16 protein-coding genes are annotated in these 15,185 nt (G+C 54.6%); 15 read left to right on the top strand and 1 reads right to left on the bottom strand.

Features of this window, described 5'->3' with window-relative positions:
• Nucleotides 1-94 precede the first annotated feature (94 nt).
• The 9 genes from mutY (at nt 95) to NFS31_RS03150 (ending at nt 7,712) form a co-directional block, all read left to right on the top strand.
• Entirely contained in the window at nt 95-1,195 is a 1,101-nt protein-coding gene (mutY, locus tag NFS31_RS03190; RefSeq protein WP_251491549.1) for an A/G-specific adenine glycosylase, read from the top strand.
• Nucleotides 1,196-1,224: 29 nt separating this feature from the next.
• Nucleotides 1,225-2,139: a diacylglycerol/lipid kinase family protein gene (locus NFS31_RS03185; RefSeq protein ID WP_251491547.1), complete on the top strand. Its 915-nt coding sequence runs from the start codon at nt 1,225-1,227 to the stop codon at nt 2,137-2,139.
• A 132-nt stretch (nt 2,140-2,271) separates the two neighbouring features.
• A complete protein-coding gene (gene rpoD / locus NFS31_RS03180; protein ID WP_251491545.1) occupies nt 2,272-3,399 on the top strand; it encodes an RNA polymerase sigma factor RpoD in 1,128 nt (375 codons plus the stop codon).
• A 48-nt stretch (nt 3,400-3,447) separates the two neighbouring features.
• A complete protein-coding gene (locus tag NFS31_RS03175) occupies nt 3,448-3,618 on the top strand; it encodes a hypothetical protein (RefSeq protein WP_251491543.1) in 171 nt (56 codons plus the stop codon).
• Nucleotides 3,619-3,622: 4 nt separating this feature from the next.
• Nucleotides 3,623-4,246 carry an epoxyqueuosine reductase QueH gene (locus tag NFS31_RS03170; protein WP_251491541.1) on the top strand — a complete coding sequence of 208 codons (624 nt, stop codon included), beginning with the start codon at nt 3,623-3,625 and terminating at the stop codon, nt 4,244-4,246.
• 13 nt (nt 4,247-4,259) lie between these two features.
• On the top strand, nt 4,260-4,931 hold the full coding sequence (locus NFS31_RS03165) for an HAD family hydrolase (protein ID WP_251491538.1): 672 nt from the start codon (nt 4,260-4,262) through the stop codon (nt 4,929-4,931).
• Nucleotides 4,924-6,141: a metal ABC transporter substrate-binding protein gene (locus tag NFS31_RS03160; RefSeq protein WP_251491536.1), complete on the top strand. Its 1,218-nt coding sequence runs from the start codon at nt 4,924-4,926 to the stop codon at nt 6,139-6,141. Before NFS31_RS03165 ends, NFS31_RS03160 begins: the two co-directional genes overlap by 8 nt.
• A gap of 24 nt (nt 6,142-6,165) precedes the next feature.
• The gene (locus tag NFS31_RS03155; protein ID WP_251491534.1) at nt 6,166-6,882 is read left to right on the top strand and encodes a metal ABC transporter ATP-binding protein; all 717 of its coding nucleotides are present in this window, start codon (nt 6,166-6,168) and stop codon (nt 6,880-6,882) included.
• Nucleotides 6,873-7,712, top strand: coding sequence for a metal ABC transporter permease (locus NFS31_RS03150; protein WP_251491532.1), 840 nt, complete (start codon nt 6,873-6,875; stop codon nt 7,710-7,712). Before NFS31_RS03155 ends, NFS31_RS03150 begins: the two co-directional genes overlap by 10 nt.
• Nucleotides 7,713-7,841: 129 nt before the next feature.
• Here NFS31_RS03150 and NFS31_RS03145 read toward each other — a convergent pair whose 3' ends face one another.
• Nucleotides 7,842-9,407 (bottom strand): amidohydrolase, encoded by a 1,566-nt coding sequence (locus NFS31_RS03145; protein WP_251491530.1) that lies wholly within the window; start codon nt 9,405-9,407, stop codon nt 7,842-7,844.
• A 439-nt stretch (nt 9,408-9,846) separates the two neighbouring features.
• Between NFS31_RS03145 and frlD the strand changes: the two genes are divergently transcribed.
• The 6 genes from frlD (at nt 9,847) to NFS31_RS03115 (ending at nt 15,183) form a co-directional block, all read left to right on the top strand.
• Entirely contained in the window at nt 9,847-10,674 is an 828-nt protein-coding gene (gene frlD / locus NFS31_RS03140) for a fructoselysine 6-kinase (RefSeq protein ID WP_251491528.1), read from the top strand.
• An 80-nt stretch (nt 10,675-10,754) separates the two neighbouring features.
• Entirely contained in the window at nt 10,755-11,588 is an 834-nt protein-coding gene (gene frlC / locus NFS31_RS03135; RefSeq protein ID WP_251491526.1) for a fructoselysine 3-epimerase, read from the top strand.
• A 2-nt stretch (nt 11,589-11,590) separates the two neighbouring features.
• Nucleotides 11,591-12,442, top strand: a complete 852-nt coding sequence (locus NFS31_RS03130; RefSeq protein WP_251491525.1) for an amidohydrolase family protein — start codon at nt 11,591-11,593, stop codon at nt 12,440-12,442.
• 17 nt (nt 12,443-12,459) lie between these two features.
• A complete protein-coding gene (locus NFS31_RS03125; protein ID WP_251491523.1) occupies nt 12,460-12,885 on the top strand; it encodes a secondary thiamine-phosphate synthase enzyme YjbQ in 426 nt (141 codons plus the stop codon).
• A gap of 133 nt (nt 12,886-13,018) precedes the next feature.
• The gene (locus tag NFS31_RS03120) at nt 13,019-14,368 is read left to right on the top strand and encodes an amino acid permease (RefSeq protein ID WP_251491521.1); all 1,350 of its coding nucleotides are present in this window, start codon (nt 13,019-13,021) and stop codon (nt 14,366-14,368) included.
• Nucleotides 14,369-14,436: 68 nt separating this feature from the next.
• On the top strand, nt 14,437-15,183 hold the full coding sequence (locus tag NFS31_RS03115) for a GntR family transcriptional regulator (protein ID WP_251491519.1): 747 nt from the start codon (nt 14,437-14,439) through the stop codon (nt 15,181-15,183).
• Nucleotides 15,184-15,185: the final 2 nt, after the last annotated feature.

Below are 15,185 nucleotides of genomic sequence, written 5' to 3'. Positions count from 1 at the left end.
CCGTCGCTTCGCAGACGCACAGATGACACGAATATCAAGCGCTTTTTACTCGTGAATTAATGCAGCGCTGTACTAGTACAGGAGACGACGGGAAATGGAATATCTGTATGGAAAGCTGAAGCTAAAGCCTCCTGCCAGGGAGCCGGAAAGCCCCGGGGAGCGCCTGTCAGCGTCTTCGCGGCCGGTTCTTGCGTGGTACAGGGAACACAGACGCGCGCTTCCGTGGCGGGAGGATCCGTCGCCGTACCGCGTGTGGATCTCGGAGATCATGCTCCAGCAGACAAGGGTGGAGGCGGTAAAACCGTATTTTGCGCGTTTTATGGAGGCTCTGCCTGATATCAAAAGCCTTTCCGAGGTAGAGGAGGAGCGGCTTTTAAAGCTGTGGGAGGGCCTTGGCTATTACAACCGGGCCAGAAATTTAAAAAAGGCGGCGCAGCGCATGGTGGAATACTATGGGGGCTGTATGCCGGGTTCGTACGAGGAGATTTTAAGCCTCCCGGGGATTGGGAGCTATACGGCCGGGGCTATTGGCTCCATCGCGTTCGGCCTTGCAAAGCCGGCGGTGGACGGCAATGTGCTGCGCGTGATGGCCAGGCTTCTGGCGGATCGCGAAGATATCAAAAAGGCGGCGGTGAAAAAGCGCTATGAGGCGCTGATTGAGGAGCGCATGGATAAAAGCTGCCCCGGGGAGTACAATCAGGCGTTGATTGAGCTGGGCGCTCTTTTATGCCTTCCCTCCGGGCGTCCGGCGTGCGGGGACTGCCCGCTTTCGCCGCTGTGCCTGGCCAGGAGGGAAGGGATTGCCGGAGAGCTTCCGGTAAGGGCCGCCAAAAAGCCGCGGCGCAGGGAAGAGCGCACGGTTTTTGTCGTTCAGTGGGAGGATCGGACGGCGGTCAGAAAGAGAAGCGCCAGAGGGCTTTTAGCCTCTATGTATGAATTCCCCAATGTAGAGGGGCATGTGAGTGAAAACGGCATTGGCCCGGCGCTGGGCCTTGAGGAGGAGGACATTCTGAAGACGGAACGCCTTCCGGACGCGGTCCATATATTTTCCCATGTGGAATGGCATATGGCCGGATACCGCGTGAAGCTGGCGAAGGAGCGGCCGGAGCTGTTTACGATGATTAAAAATGAGGAGATTCATGAAAAATATCCTCTGCCAAACGCATTTGGAGTGTATACAAAAGCTTTAATGTGAAATAATGAGAGGGAGAGGGCGTGAGTTCGATGAAAAACCTGCTTTTTGTAGTCAATCCCAGATCCGGGAAGGAACAGTTAAGGACCCGGCTTTTGGACATTATCGATCTGTTTAACAAGTATGGATATAAAGTGACGATCCATATCACACAGGACAGCCAGGACGCCGCGCAGGTGGTCAGGGAATGCGCGCAGGGCCAGGATCTGCTTGTGTGCAGCGGCGGGGACGGGACGCTCAACGAAGTGGTTTCAGGGCTGATGTCTATGGACAGGGACTGCCGCCCGCCGGTGGGCTATATTCCGTCGGGATCCACGAATGATTATGCTTCCAGCCTTGCGCTTCCCAAGAAGCTTCTGAGCGCGGCGCAGACGGCGGTGGCCGGGAAGCCGTTTCCCGTGGATGTGGGTCAGTTCGGCGCGGAGAAATATTTTGTGTATGTGGCCGCATTCGGCGCATTTACAGAGGTTTCCTACAGCACGCCGCAGGAAACCAAGAACCTTCTGGGGCATCAGGCTTATATGCTGGAGGCGGTGAAGCGTATTCCGACTTTAAAATCGTATGCCATGCGCTTTGAGTGGGAGGGAAAGGAGCTCGAGGAGGAGTTTATCCTGGGGCTTGTGACGAACACGATCAGCATCGGCGGCTTTAAGGGGCTGGTGGGACTCGATGTTGCCTTAGACGACGGGGAATTCGAGGTTCTTTTGATACGCCGCCCCAGGACGCCCAGGGATATCGCGAGCATCGCCTCCTATCTGGTACAGAAGGAAGGGGAAAATGACTGCGTGTACCAGTTCCGCGCAAAGAACCTCCATATCTGTTCACAGGAGCCTGTGGACTGGTCCCTGGACGGGGAATATGGGGGAAGCCATAAGGAGATTTTGATAGAAAACCGCAACCGCGCGGTCACGCTTTTGACAGAAGCGCCGCCGGTGCCGGTGGTTTAACAAAAAACGCGCTGAGAATTGCGCATTGACAATAAAAAACCGAGAAAATTGTTGAAAAAAATATTTAGTTCGTTTATAATAAAAGGCTGAGTAACATTTTTCAAAAACTTCTTAGGCGAAAGGATACTATTCGTGGAAAAAGAGAATTTTTTAGAGAAGTTAAAGAAGCTTGTCGAATTAGCGAGAACAAAGCAGAATGCGCTGGACATCACGGAGATCAATAATTTCTTCGTCGGGGACAACCTGATGGCAGAGCAGATGGAGCAGATCTACAGCTATCTGGAGCAGAACAGCATTGACGTGATCCCCGAGGTGATTGACGAAAACATGCTGGCGGAGAGCGATCCACTGCTTCTGGACGATGTGGACGATGAGTTCCTGAAGGGCGAGGAGGAGGAGATTGACTTCGACGCTATCGATCTTCTGGAGGGAATCGGCACAGAGGATCCGGTCCGTATGTATCTGAAGGAGATCGGTACGGTTCCGCTTCTGAGCGCTGAGGAGGAGCTGCGTCTGGCCAAACGGAAGGCAGAGGGCGATGTGAATGCAAAGGAACGCTTAATTGAGGCCAATTTAAGGCTTGTGGTAAGTATTGCGAAGCGTTATACCGGCAGGGGCATGAGCTTTCTGGATCTGGTCCAGGAGGGGAATCTTGGGCTGATCAAGGGCGTTGAGAAATTTGATTACACAAAAGGTTATAAGTTAAGTACATATGCTACCTGGTGGATCCGTCAGTCCGTGACAAGGGCCCTGGCGGATCAGGCGAGAACGATCCGCGTGCCGGTGCATATGGTTGAGACGATCAATAAGATGTCAAAGATGCAGAGGAAGCTGACGCTGGAGCTTGGCTATGAGCCGAGCGTGGCCGAGCTTTCGGAAGCACTTGAGATGTCAGAAGACAGGGTGATGGAGATCATGCAGATCGCCAGGGAGCCGGCTTCCTTGGAGACGCCGATCGGCGAAGAGGACGACTCGAACCTGGGCGATTTTGTGGCGGACAGCAATGTGGTAACACCAGAGGGAAATGTGGAATCTGTGATGCTGCGCGAGCACATCGACGCGCTTTTGGGAGACTTAAAGGAGCGGGAGCGTCAGGTGATCGTGCTGCGGTTCGGCCTGGAGGACGGGCATCCGAGGACGCTGGAGGAGGTCGGCAAGGCATTTAATGTGACCAGGGAGCGGATCCGCCAGATCGAGGCCAAGGCCCTCAGAAAGCTCAGAAATCCGGTGAGGAGCAAGCGGATACGGGATTTTCTCTAAAGGATGTTGCGTCCTGCCGTCCGTCCTTTGGCTCTGCGGGGGATTTTTGTGGACGAAGGCCGCGGACAGCGGTTCCCCCTGCGGACGGCCGGAAAAAAGCAAAAAGCGGCAGCCTGCCTGCCAAAGCGGATTTTCAGAGACTATGCGGGAGGCATGGAAAGCGCTTTGGCGGACAGGCTGTTTGATTCCTGTCATATGCGCCAGAAAGAGCCGGTATAATATTATGAACACAAAAAAACGAAATTACCAGAAAGAGCTGGAGCGCGTCCTGGAGAGAGCGGGTACGAAAGACAGGGCGCCGGCGCTTTTTCTGCATTGCTGCTGCGCTCCGTGCTCCAGCTATGTTTTGGAGTACCTGTCGCAGTATTTCCGGATCACGGCCTTTTACTATAATCCCAATATTTCTCCATGGGAGGAATATGAGGAGCGGCAGAGGGAACTGAGACGTCTGATACAGAATCTTCCGGCCCGGTATCCGATCCGGATCCGGGAGAGCGCGTACGCCCCGGAGGTTTTTTATGAAGCGGTAAAAGGACATGAGGCGGACGCAGAGGGCGGGGAGCGGTGCGCGCTCTGTTTCAGGCTGCGCCTTGAGGAGGCGGCCAGGCTCGCGGCAGAGGAAAAATTCGATTGGTTTACCACGACACTGACCATCAGCCCGCTGAAAAATGCGCCGCTTTTGAACGCGATCGGCGAGGAGATGGGGGAAAAATACGGGGTTTCCTTTTTAAATTCCGATTTTAAAAAGAAAAACGGCTATAAGCGCTCCCTGGAGCTGTCAGAGGAATATCATCTTTACCGCCAGAATTACTGCGGCTGCGTATTTTCAAGACGGGATGGGGGCTGAAAGGAGGAAACATATGTATCGGTTATGTATATTTGATTTGGACGGGACGCTGCTCAACACGATCGGGGCGCTGACGTATGCGACGAACCTGACGCTTGACAGATTCAGCCTCCCGCATGTGACGCCGGAGCAGATCAGGAGGATCGTGGGGGACGGCTACCGGACGCAGATGGAGCGGGCGCTGAAGCTTGCGGGGGATGAAGCGCTCCGGTATCATGAGGCGTCTCTCCCCGTGTATATGGAATATTTTTCAAAATACTGCATGAAGGACGTGGCGCCGTATGACGGTATTCCCCATCTGCTGCGCTTTTTGAAGAAAAAGGGGATCCGCACAGCGGTATTTTCCAATAAGCCGCACGCGCAGGCCGTGGAAAATATCGAGACGATCTTCGGGAGCGGATATTTTGACGCAATACGGGGAGAGCAGCCGGGCGTGCCGAAAAAGCCGGATCCGGCGGGGGCGCTTCTCGTCTGCCGCGAGCTCGGGGAGACGCCAAAGCGCTGCCTGTATCTGGGAGACACGAGTACGGATATGAAGACAGGCATTGCGGCCGGGATGGACACCGTGGGAGTGACCTGGGGCTTTAGGGACAGGGAGGAGCTCCTTGGCTGCGGGCCGAAGTATCTGGCAGGCCACCCGTCCGAGGTGGAGCGGATCGTGGAAGAGGCAGCGCGGAATGGGTGATACGTCATTTGGGCGGGAAACGGACAAAGAGGCGAAAAACAGAGCGGGCCTGCCTTCGCGTATGTTTGCCATGCTCTGCGCCCTGGCGGCGGTATGTACCGCCTGTATCTGTATGGCCGGGTGTCGGGCGCGGAGTGAGCCGGGGGAGCAGATCGATAAGGGGCGATATGAGAGGCGAGCTCGGGGAAACGAGGGGCTTAAAAACGGCTCTCCGGAAAACGGGGCGGTGCGGGAGCCGGAGAAGAAGCTTAAGGTTGTGACCACCCTGTTTCCGTATTACGATTTTCTGCGGCAGATTGCGGGGGATCGCATTGAGCTTGAGATGGTGGTTCCGGCCGGGATGGACAGCCATTCCTTTGAGCCGACGCCGGCCGATATCCTGACCATCCAGGGCGCGGATCTCCTGGTGTGCAACGGCGGCGCCATGGAACAGTGGCTTGACCGGGTGCTTGCCTCCCTCGGGGACGATACGCCGGGGCGCGTTGTAACGATGATGGATTACGTAGAGGTACTGGAAGAGGAATTCGTGGAAGGCATGGAGGACTCGCACAGCGCGCACGGCGGCCATATCCATGCGCATGACGCGGATGAGGAGGAAGACGGACAAAAAGGCGGCGGATTTTCGGGCGGGGATATGCATGCCGGGGAGGAGGATGGCCATTTGGACCATGAAGAAGAGTATGACGAGCATATCTGGACCTCCCCGGCGAATGCGATCCGGCTGACAGAGGTCCTGGAGGAAATTTTGTCAGAAGAGGATCCGGAACATGCCGATCTCTACGCGGGAAACGCGGCGGCATTCACGGAGCGGCTGAGGGCGCTTGATCAGGAATTTCGTGCGATTGTGGCAGAAAGCGGCAGAAAGCTGCTGGTTTTTGGCGATAAATTTCCGATGCGCTACTTTTTTGACGAGTATGGGCTCGAATACCGCGCGGCTTTTTCCGGCTGCAGCAGCGATACAGAGCCCAGCGCCAAAACGATCGCCTATCTGATTGACCGGGTCCGCGAGGAGAGGATCCCGGCGGTTTATTACCTGGAGCTCTCGACTCCCCGCGTGGCGGAGATCATCGGCGAGGAGACGGGGGCGGTTCCGCTTTTGTTCCATTCCTGCCACAATGTGACGCGGCGTCAGTTCGATTCCGGCGTGACCTATCTGGAGCTGATGGAGCAGAATGCATTGAATCTAAGAAAGGGCCTCGGCTTAAAATGAGACGTCTGGCCGTGAAAAAGGAATATGGGATTATTATTAAAATGTGAAAATGTGGATTTCGGCTATGAAAACCAGGACGCCGTGGTGGGCGTCAGCATGGAGGTTCACACAGGCGATTATATCTGTATTGTGGGAGAAAACGGCTCGGGGAAAAGCACGCTGATGAAGGGCATCCTGGGCCTTTTAAAGCCGACAGGCGGCCGGATCGAGGTTTCGGACGAGCTTAAAAGAGCCGGGATCGGCTATCTGCCGCAGCAGACCGAGGCGCAGAAGGATTTTCCGGCCACGGTGTTCGAGGCGGTCTTATCCGGCTGTCTGGGAAAGAGGGGGAACCGTCCCTTTTATTCCCGCCGGGAAAAGGAAGCCGCTCTTTCTAACCTTAAGCGGCTTGGGATCGCGGATCTTAAGCGGAGCTGCTTTCGGGATCTGTCAGGGGGCCAGAAGCAGAGGGTTCTGATCGCGAGGGCGCTGTGCGCCACGGATCGGCTCCTGATTCTGGACGAGCCGATCACAGGGCTTGATCCGTCCTCGATCCAGGATTTTTACCGTCTCATAAAAAGGCTGAATCAGGAAGAGCAGGTTGCAATACTCATGGTTTCCCACGATATGGCCAATATTGTCCGCCAGGCGGGAAAAATTCTCCATCTGCATCAGCAGGTCCTGTTCTGGGGGACGACGAAGGAGTATGTAAAGAGCGGGATCAGCCGGAAATTTTTGGGAGGAGAGGAAGAATGGGCGTAGTGCTTGAAATGCTGTCATATCCGTTTATAGTCAGGGCCCTCGTCGGAGGCGCCCTGGTATCCCTGTGCGCCTCTCTTCTGGGAGTCAGCCTTGTGCTGAAGCGCTATTCCATGATCGGGGACGGGCTGTCCCATGTGTCGTTCGGCGCGCTTTCCGTAGCGCTGGCGGCGGGCTGGCAGCCGCTTACCGTATCCATACCGGTCGTGATTCTGGCGGCCTTTTTCCTGCTTCATTTAAGGGAAAACGGGAGACTTAAGAGCGATGCGGCGATAGCGGTCATCTCTGCGAGCGCGCTGGCCCTGGGGATCATCGTGACCTCCCTGACAACAGGCATGACCACAGACGTCAGCAGTTATATGTTCGGGAGTATCCTGGCCATGAGCCGGGAGGATGTAAGGCTCTCGGCTGTTTTGTCCATAGTGGTGCTGGGACTTTTTTTGTTCTGCTATAATAAAGTGTTTGCCGTGACCTTTGACGAGAGTTTTGCCAGGGCGACAGGCGTGAATGTGCCGCTTTATAATGTGCTGATATCGGTTCTCACCGCTGTGACGATCGTGCTCGGCATGCGGATGATGGGCGCCATGCTGATTTCCAGCCTGGTTATCTTTCCGTGCCTGTCCGCGATGCAGGCGGTGAAGAGCTTTGGGGGCGTGGTGATCCTGTCCGGGATCCTGTCTGTGGTGTGCTTTCTTTTGGGGATGGCGGCTTCATATGTGTATTCCCTGCCGGCCGGGGCCAGCGTGGTGGTGGTAAACCTGGCGGTGTTTTTGACGCTGGCGGGGGTCAGGCAGGCCGTGCTCTGGGGCGGGAAGAGGGGGAAGAACGTGTAGCGCCGCCCCCTTATTTCCCTGTCTTTAAATACTTTTTCTCAATGGATGCGCAGAGCGGGTAGAGGGAATCCGCCATATTTCCAGCATACAGGCCGCCTGTCTGTCCGATCAGCATACAGGCATCCTGTACTACTTCTCCTCATCCCCGTTCTGATAAACCACTTTTCCACCAACCATCGTTAAATCCACGAAAACCGAGCGGATCTCTTCTACCGGCGTGGTAAAGAGATTTCCGGAAAATACGACGATATCCGCCTTTTTGCCTGTCTCCAGACTCCCCAGTTCCTTCTCCTGATAGAGATTATACGCGCCGCCGCTGGCCCAGGCGGTCAGAAGCTCCTTTACGGTGAGCATATTCTGCCTGTTAAACGGTTCGCCGCCTTCGGGAAAATAGCCGCCCACGGCGTGGTAGATCGACTGTGGGATATCGTCGATCAGGAGCGGAAGATCGGTTCCGCAGCTTAAGAGAACGCCGCTGTCAGCCATTTTACGCCGGTTCCAGTAGTATTGGCCGCGCTCCATGCCGATATGCTCTGCGATCATGGCGAGCTTTCCCTCCCGATCGGCGATGGACTGGATCTGGGGGTAGATCTCCGCGATGACGCCCAGGCGGCCCATGCGCGTAAGATCAGCCGGATCGCTGAATTCCAGATCCGTGATACTGTGCCGGTTGACGAGTGTTCCGTCTGCGTTTCGCCTGCAGTCCTCATAGATATCAAGCGCTTTGCTGACTGCGGCGTCGCCCTGTGCGTGGAGCGAGTAGCGGAAGCCCTCTGCATCTGCCGCAAGCGTATCGGCCCTGAGGCGTTCCCAGTCAATGTTCTGGGCGCAGGCAGTGTCCGCGCAGAGGTAGGGCTCCTTTAAGTCGGCGCAGAGCTGGCTGACGGAGCCGTCTGTCATCTGGTTATAACCGGAGAAACGCACGAATTCGCCGGTGAATTTGTCCCGCATGGCTCTCCCGTATTCCAGATCCATCTTTTCCGCAACGGGCTGGCTCATAAAGCTGACCCGCAGCGTGAGCGCATTCTCCTGTTCAAGCTCAGATAAAATATCTGTGAAGCCGCAGAAGCGGTCAAAGCCCATTTCCTTGACAGAGGTGATTCCGCGGCTGTTCATCAGCTTCATATAGCGTTTAAATTCAGGGATGATGAAATCGCGGTCCCCCAGAAACTCGGGCAGAAGGCGGACATAGCTTTCAGGGTAACAGGTATCGGGCGTGAACTGATAGCGGTCGATCGCTGCCTGGTTCATCCAGCAGGTTTCACAGCCGTTTGCAAACAGAACGGCCGGACGGCTGCCAAACGCCTCATCCAGAAGGGAGGTTCCCGTGGGATGGATAAGCTCTGCATCCCAGCCGTGGCCGAGCAGAATCTTTTGGGAGTCTGTCGTTTGGGCATATTCTTTTACACATTCTACAATCTCTTCACAGCTTTTCATATCAGTTAGATTGACGCCGGCAAAGCCGGCCGCGTAGCCGGTAAAGAAACAATGCACATCAGTAAAGCCAGGGGCCGCCGTCCGGTTTCCCAGATGGCGGCATATGGTCTGCTCTGAAATAAGCTCCTCCGGGCAGGGGCCTTCTCCCACTGAAAGGATCCTTCCCCCGCGGACGGCGACATATCCTGCAAACGGATCGGTTCCGGATGCGGTAAAGATACAATTCGATTGAAGCACAATATCTGCATATTCTGACATGATAACACTCCTTTTTTACTTCATATACTCTCTGCGCGCCGAAAGGCATTGCATACTGCGCATTTCGGACTTATCCGAACAATATCATACAACGATGCGGTTCGCAATGGAGCGGATCAACAAAAAAGATGTCAGACTTTCGTGGTATCCGCTGAAATTGGTTTTGGAAGTATCAGCTATGGAAACCGATTTCAATTTTTTGTGAAAAACTGATAAGTTTATGTCTGAAAAAATGTATATTGTGCCAAAAGTGGTATGAAAGTAAAATGGGAAATCCAGACAGTTTCAGAGGATTCGATAAAATGATCCGGACTCTTTTGGTCTGTATGCGAATGGAAAAGATTCTAAAAATTCTATAAAATAAACTCAGTCCATGACGGAACAGCCCGGCCGGGATCTTTCCGAATCAGGTAAATCAACGAATCAGGAGGAAATCGCAGTGAAGGCAGCAATGATAGGCGATAACTGTATTGATGTGTATGTCCGGATCAACGGGCAGGAGGCGGGCCGCCGCTACCCGACCGGGAACGCTGTCGATACGGGAGTCAATCTCCAAAAGCTTGGGATTCCCACATCAATTATAAGTACAACGGGAAACGATGCGGCTGGAGAATGGATGCTCCGCTCCCTGACAGAAGAAGGGCTGGACGTATCCCATTTAAAAACAGGCAGCGGGCCTACAGCAGTAACCTATATGGATTTGAACGGAAATGACAGGGTGCATGGGGAATATGTGGAAGGCGTGCTGGAACACATCGTATTTGACGAGGAAGATATGGCGTTTGCGGCCGCGCATGATTTGGTTCACACGGCTCTGTGGGGAAAGGCCGAGGCGGTTCTTCCGTATCTGAGGGAAAAAGGCGTGAAGATAAGTTTTGACTATGCGGACCGTTTGGATCATCCGCTGGTGGAGAGCACGCTGCCCTATGTGGATTACGGCTTCTATTCCTATCACAACAGCCGGGATGCATTTATTGAGGCTTTTTTAAAGGACAAGACGGATCGGGGGATGAAGGCAGCGGTTGCGACCTTTGGCGACAAGGGAAGCCTGGCATATGACGGGAACACATTTACCGAGTGCGGCGTCTGTCCGGTGAAGACGGTTGTGAACACAGTCGGGGCAGGCGACAGCTATATTTCGGGCTTTCTCTATGGAATCTTAAACGGGTACGGCATCAAAGAGTGTATGGAAATGGGAGCAAAGGTTTCTTCAGAAGTGATTCAGGTATTTGAGCCGTGGGTGTCGGGAAAGCAGGGAGAACTATAGAGCGAGGGACAGGCATCCGGAATGCATGGCAGGAGGCTGCAAGGCAGGCCGGCAAAAGACAGAAAGGAATGGATTAAGGGATGAAAATAGGGATGTTTACATCCGGCTACCAGCGCAATCCGCTGGAGCATTGTTTTCAGGATGCAAAAGAATATGGGTATGATTATATTGAACTGTGGGGCGGACGCCCGCACGCTTACGCGCCGGATTTAAAGGCGGGAGATATCATGGAGGTGCGGCGTCTGATCGACCGCTACGGGGTTCCGGTCATCGGATATACCCCTGAGCACAACGCATATCCGTTTAACTATATGATTGGCTCAGAGGCCCAGAGGAGGGACGCTGTGGATTATCTGAAGCTGTCCCTTGACATGGCAAAGGAGATGGGAGCCGAATTTGTCCTGACCAGCCCGGCAAACGGCGGCTGTCTGGCGACGTACGACGAACTGTGGGCGCGTCTGGAAGAGACGGTCCGCGAGCTCGGCGATCATGCGGCAAAGACCGGAGTAAAGCTGGTCGTGGAGGCGCTGACGCCGTATGAATCAAATTTTTTTACGCGCGCCAATGACCTGGTGGAATTATTCCGGCGAATCGACAACCCGTATGTAGTGGGAATGTGCGACGTGGTACCGCCGTTTGTCCAGCATGAAAGCATCATGGCGTATTTTGACAAACTGGGAGACAAGATGGATCACATGCACATCATTGACGGGGAAAATGGGACGGACAGCCATATCATTCCCGGCGAGGGCTCTATTCCATTAAAGGAGATGCTCTGCGAGCTGAAACGGATCGGTTACCATAAGACCGCTACGCTGGAGCTGGTGACAGGCTATATGAATGAGCCGCGTTTCTATGCAAGGCGCGCGATTGACAACATCCGTGATCTGATGGCGCAGGCGGAAAGGAAATAGCGATGTTTATTGATATACGGGTAAGTCCGGCCTTTTATGAGCCGATTAATCAGGATCCGGATCGGGAAGCGATGCGGCATCAGGTATTAAATATCCACAAAAACGGAACCGCGCCGCTTGAACACATTTTCAATCAGATGAAGTGCGCTGGCCTGACAATGCTGGGCCTGCACCCGATCGATTATACGTCCGTGATCGGATGTCCGGTGGTGGCCAATGAGGAGATTCGCACCCTCGCCGACCTGGCGCCGGATCGGTTTATCGGCTTTGCCAGCGTGGATCCGCTGGATCAGGAAGCGCCGGATAAGCTGGAGGACGCATTTTCCCGCCTGAAGCTGCGGGGCCTTTCGCTTCACACCGGACGTCCCGGATATTGGCCGGACGATGCATGCATGGAGCCGCTTTACGAGATCTGCGAGCGGTTTCAAAAGCCGGTTATGTTCCACGCAGGACTATCCTGGGAGCCGGGTGCGCAGACGAAATACTGCGTGCCGCTGGCATTTGAGCCGGTCGCGGTGAAACACCCAAAGCTTAAGCTTTGTTTAGGGCAGTTTGGCTGGCCCTATGTGCGGGAGACAGCGATGCTTATGGTAAAGTATGAAAATGTCTATGCAGATACCGGCGCTCTGTATTTTGACAATGCGGGGGAATTTTACACACAGACCTTTACAAAGGATATTCCGCTCACCTGGATCGACCGGAGCCTGCGCCATCAGGTGATGTTCGCTTCCGGCAATCCGAGATTCGAGCAAATCCGCATGGCAGAGGCCATCCAGACCCTGGGCTTCCGCGACAGCACGCTGGAGCTGATCTGCGGCAAAAATGCGCTGGAATTTCTCGGCGGTCTGGCATAGAAAGCAGGTGATTACATATGTACACAAAAACCATTCGGATTCTCACAAAAACCTATAATGAGATGGATGTGATTACGCCGGAGGTTGAACAGGCGGTAGCAGAGAGCGGGATCCGGGAGGGGATGGTCACTGTGCTCACAAAGCACACGACGACAGGCATCCTGGTCAATGAAGCGCTGGAATGCCTGGAGAGCGACATCGCATACGCCCTGGGGCTGTTTGCGCCGGAGGAGCGCGCGTATGCGCATGCGAGGATGTTAAAGGATTACGGTTCAACGGCCGGGAACCCGACCGGGCACTTAAAATCCATGCTGACCGGAAATCACTGTCATTTTCCGATCCTGGACGGAGCTGTCGTCCGCGGCGGGGCGCAGGAAATTTATTTCTGTGAATTCGACGGCCCGGCGCAGAGAACGATCCTCATCTGCGTGACGCCGGCCTGACGGGAAAAGCTGTTATCATATAAAAGCAGCGTCTTGAAAACGCTGCGGTAAAGAAAAAGAGAAATTTGCGCAAGAATAAAAGAGGAGAAAGGGCCTGCACAGCCGTTTCTCAAGTTTGAAAGGAGAGTTTTCCATGTCTGAACAAAGCACACAGGAGCTTGGCCGAAAGCTTGGCTTAGGCGCGGTCATCGCGCTCGGCGTAGGGACAACCGTAGGTTCCGGGATCTTTTCCTCGCTGTCCGAGGTGGCGAACGCCGCCGGAAGCAGCCTGTTTCTGGTTCTGGCCTTTATCATCGGCGGCCTGCTCCAGATTCCCGCAAACTTTGTTTACTCTGAACTGGCGTCCGCATATCCGGAGGATGGCGGCCAGTATGTATACTTCCGTGAAGCCGGTTCCCGCCCGCTTGCTTTCCTGTGCGGCTGGATCAGCTTCTGGGCCACGGATCCGCCGTCTATTTCCATCATGGCGCTGGCAATCGTAAACTACCTGGCATTCTTTATTCCGGTGCATGGCCTGGTTTTGAAGCTGATCGCCGTCGCGTTTGTACTCATTTTTATGTGCATGCACCTTCGCTCTGTAGAGGGCGGCGGGACCTTCCAGACGTTCATCACGGCTCTGAAGATCCTTCCCTTTGCGCTGGTGATCGGCCTGGGGCTGTTTCATCTGCACACGGATCTTCTGCTTTCATCCGCGCCTCTTTCAGGCTTTTCATCCGGCGGGATGACGGCCCTGATCGCGGGCGTGGCGGCGACCACATGGTCGTACGACGGTATGGGCGCAGCCTGCTACATGTCGGGCGAAATCAAGGATCCGAAGAAGAATATGCCCCTGGGCCTGATTCTGACAGCCGTTGTGGTACTTGTTCTCTATGCCGGCCTGACGTTTGTCGCTTCGGGTATGCTGTCCATCGATGAGCTGGCGGCCTCGGAGGCGCCGATCGCGCTCCTGGCATCGAAGCTTCCGGGCATCGGACATTTTGCCGGAACCATCGTTGCAGTAATGGCTATCATTGTGGTGATCGGTTCTCTGTCCTCCTGTATCATGTACCAGCCGCGTATCGAGTACGCGATGGCAAAGGACAACCTGTTTTTTAAATCCTTTGCGAAAGTACACCCAAAGTATGAGACGCCGTATTTCTCCATCATCGTACAGTGCGCGGTTGCCATTGTCCTGATTTTCGCGACGGATCTGTCCGCGCTTCTTGGATACTTTACCATGGTCGCGCTTTTAAAGAATGTGCTGACATTCTGCACGATTTTTGTCCTGCGAAAGAAAGGCAAAGAAAACGGTTATAATCCGTCCTACATTTGCCCGGGCGGCCCGCTCATGCCGGCGATCGCCATCTTCATGACCTGCACGCTGATCTGGGGCGAGCTGACCTATGCGCCGGTACAGAGCCTGATGTGCGCATTTATCGCGGTAGCGACCGGACTGCCGGTATTCTACCACTGGGATCGGAAGAATAAAAAAGAAGCTGCATAAAATGGCCGTTGGCCAGAGGGTTTTTAAAGCGCTCTGGCCGGCCGGATCATCAAAAAAGGAGAACATGCATGGAACAAAAGAATGCGATACGCCCATATCAGGCGGCCGTGGAACAGATTGAGTGGTATATCCGGACCAATAAGCTTCAGCCGCACACCAGGCTTCCCGGCGAGCGGGAGATGTCCGAGATGTGGAAAATCAACCGTTCCACACTCCGGGCGGCGATCCGGCGGCTGGTTGCCGAGCGGCGCTTGTACAGTGAAAAGGGCTCCGGCACCTATGTAGCGCCTCCCAGGCTGGAACGCAATCTGCAGGATATGAAGTCCACGTCCGAATTTATACGCGGTACGGGGTATTTCCTGTGGACAGAGGTCATAGACTCGCGCGTTTTGAAATGCGACCGCTATCTCGCGCAGAAGCTGGAGATTCCGGCCGGGAGCCAGGTGTTCTGCTTACGGAGGCTTCGGCTGAAAAACAACATTCCGCTGATGATTGAGAACTGCTATCTTGATTATAAACGCTGCCCCGGCATAGAAGCGCACAATTTTGCGGAGGAATCGCTGTACCGCGTGCTGAAGGGATACGGCGTCTGCCCGGCGCAGGGGCAGGAGCGCGTGAGTATCACCTATGCGACCGAAGAGGAGGCGGGGCATCTGAAGGTAGAAGCAGGACAATTCCTGTTTTATCTGTCCGGAACCATGAAGGACGCAGACCAGAAGCCGGTAGAATTCTTCAGGATTGTCGCAAGGCCGGATCAGATCCGTTTCACCAGTACCTTAAGGCACATGAAATCTGATTCAGAAAGGAGTATTTGAAC

The organism is Otoolea muris (genome assembly GCF_943193115.1).
GTDB classification, from domain to species: domain Bacteria; phylum Bacillota; class Clostridia; order Lachnospirales; family Lachnospiraceae; genus Otoolea; species Otoolea muris.
The sequence above is the reverse complement of the archived record's forward strand: the minus strand, read 5'-3'. Positions and strand labels throughout refer to the sequence as shown.

Coding starts and splice junctions, on each gene's coding strand:
- NFS31_RS03165 (WP_251491538.1), top strand. CDS start 4,260: ATGTATCGGTTATGTATATTTGATTTGGACGGGACGCTGCTCAACACG.
- NFS31_RS03155 (WP_251491534.1), top strand. CDS start 6,166: ATGGGATTATTATTAAAATGTGAAAATGTGGATTTCGGCTATGAAAAC.
- NFS31_RS03150 (WP_251491532.1), top strand. CDS start 6,873: ATGGGCGTAGTGCTTGAAATGCTGTCATATCCGTTTATAGTCAGGGCC.
- mutY (WP_251491549.1), top strand. CDS start 95: ATGGAATATCTGTATGGAAAGCTGAAGCTAAAGCCTCCTGCCAGGGAG.
- frlC (WP_251491526.1), top strand. CDS start 10,755: ATGAAAATAGGGATGTTTACATCCGGCTACCAGCGCAATCCGCTGGAG.
- NFS31_RS03170 (WP_251491541.1), top strand. CDS start 3,623: ATGAACACAAAAAAACGAAATTACCAGAAAGAGCTGGAGCGCGTCCTG.
- NFS31_RS03185 (WP_251491547.1), top strand. CDS start 1,225: ATGAAAAACCTGCTTTTTGTAGTCAATCCCAGATCCGGGAAGGAACAG.
- NFS31_RS03120 (WP_251491521.1), top strand. CDS start 13,019: ATGTCTGAACAAAGCACACAGGAGCTTGGCCGAAAGCTTGGCTTAGGC.
- NFS31_RS03130 (WP_251491525.1), top strand. CDS start 11,591: ATGTTTATTGATATACGGGTAAGTCCGGCCTTTTATGAGCCGATTAAT.
- NFS31_RS03160 (WP_251491536.1), top strand. CDS start 4,924: ATGGGTGATACGTCATTTGGGCGGGAAACGGACAAAGAGGCGAAAAAC.
- NFS31_RS03115 (WP_251491519.1), top strand. CDS start 14,437: ATGGAACAAAAGAATGCGATACGCCCATATCAGGCGGCCGTGGAACAG.
- NFS31_RS03145 (WP_251491530.1), bottom strand. CDS start 9,407: ATGTCAGAATATGCAGATATTGTGCTTCAATCGAATTGTATCTTTACC.
- NFS31_RS03125 (WP_251491523.1), top strand. CDS start 12,460: ATGTACACAAAAACCATTCGGATTCTCACAAAAACCTATAATGAGATG.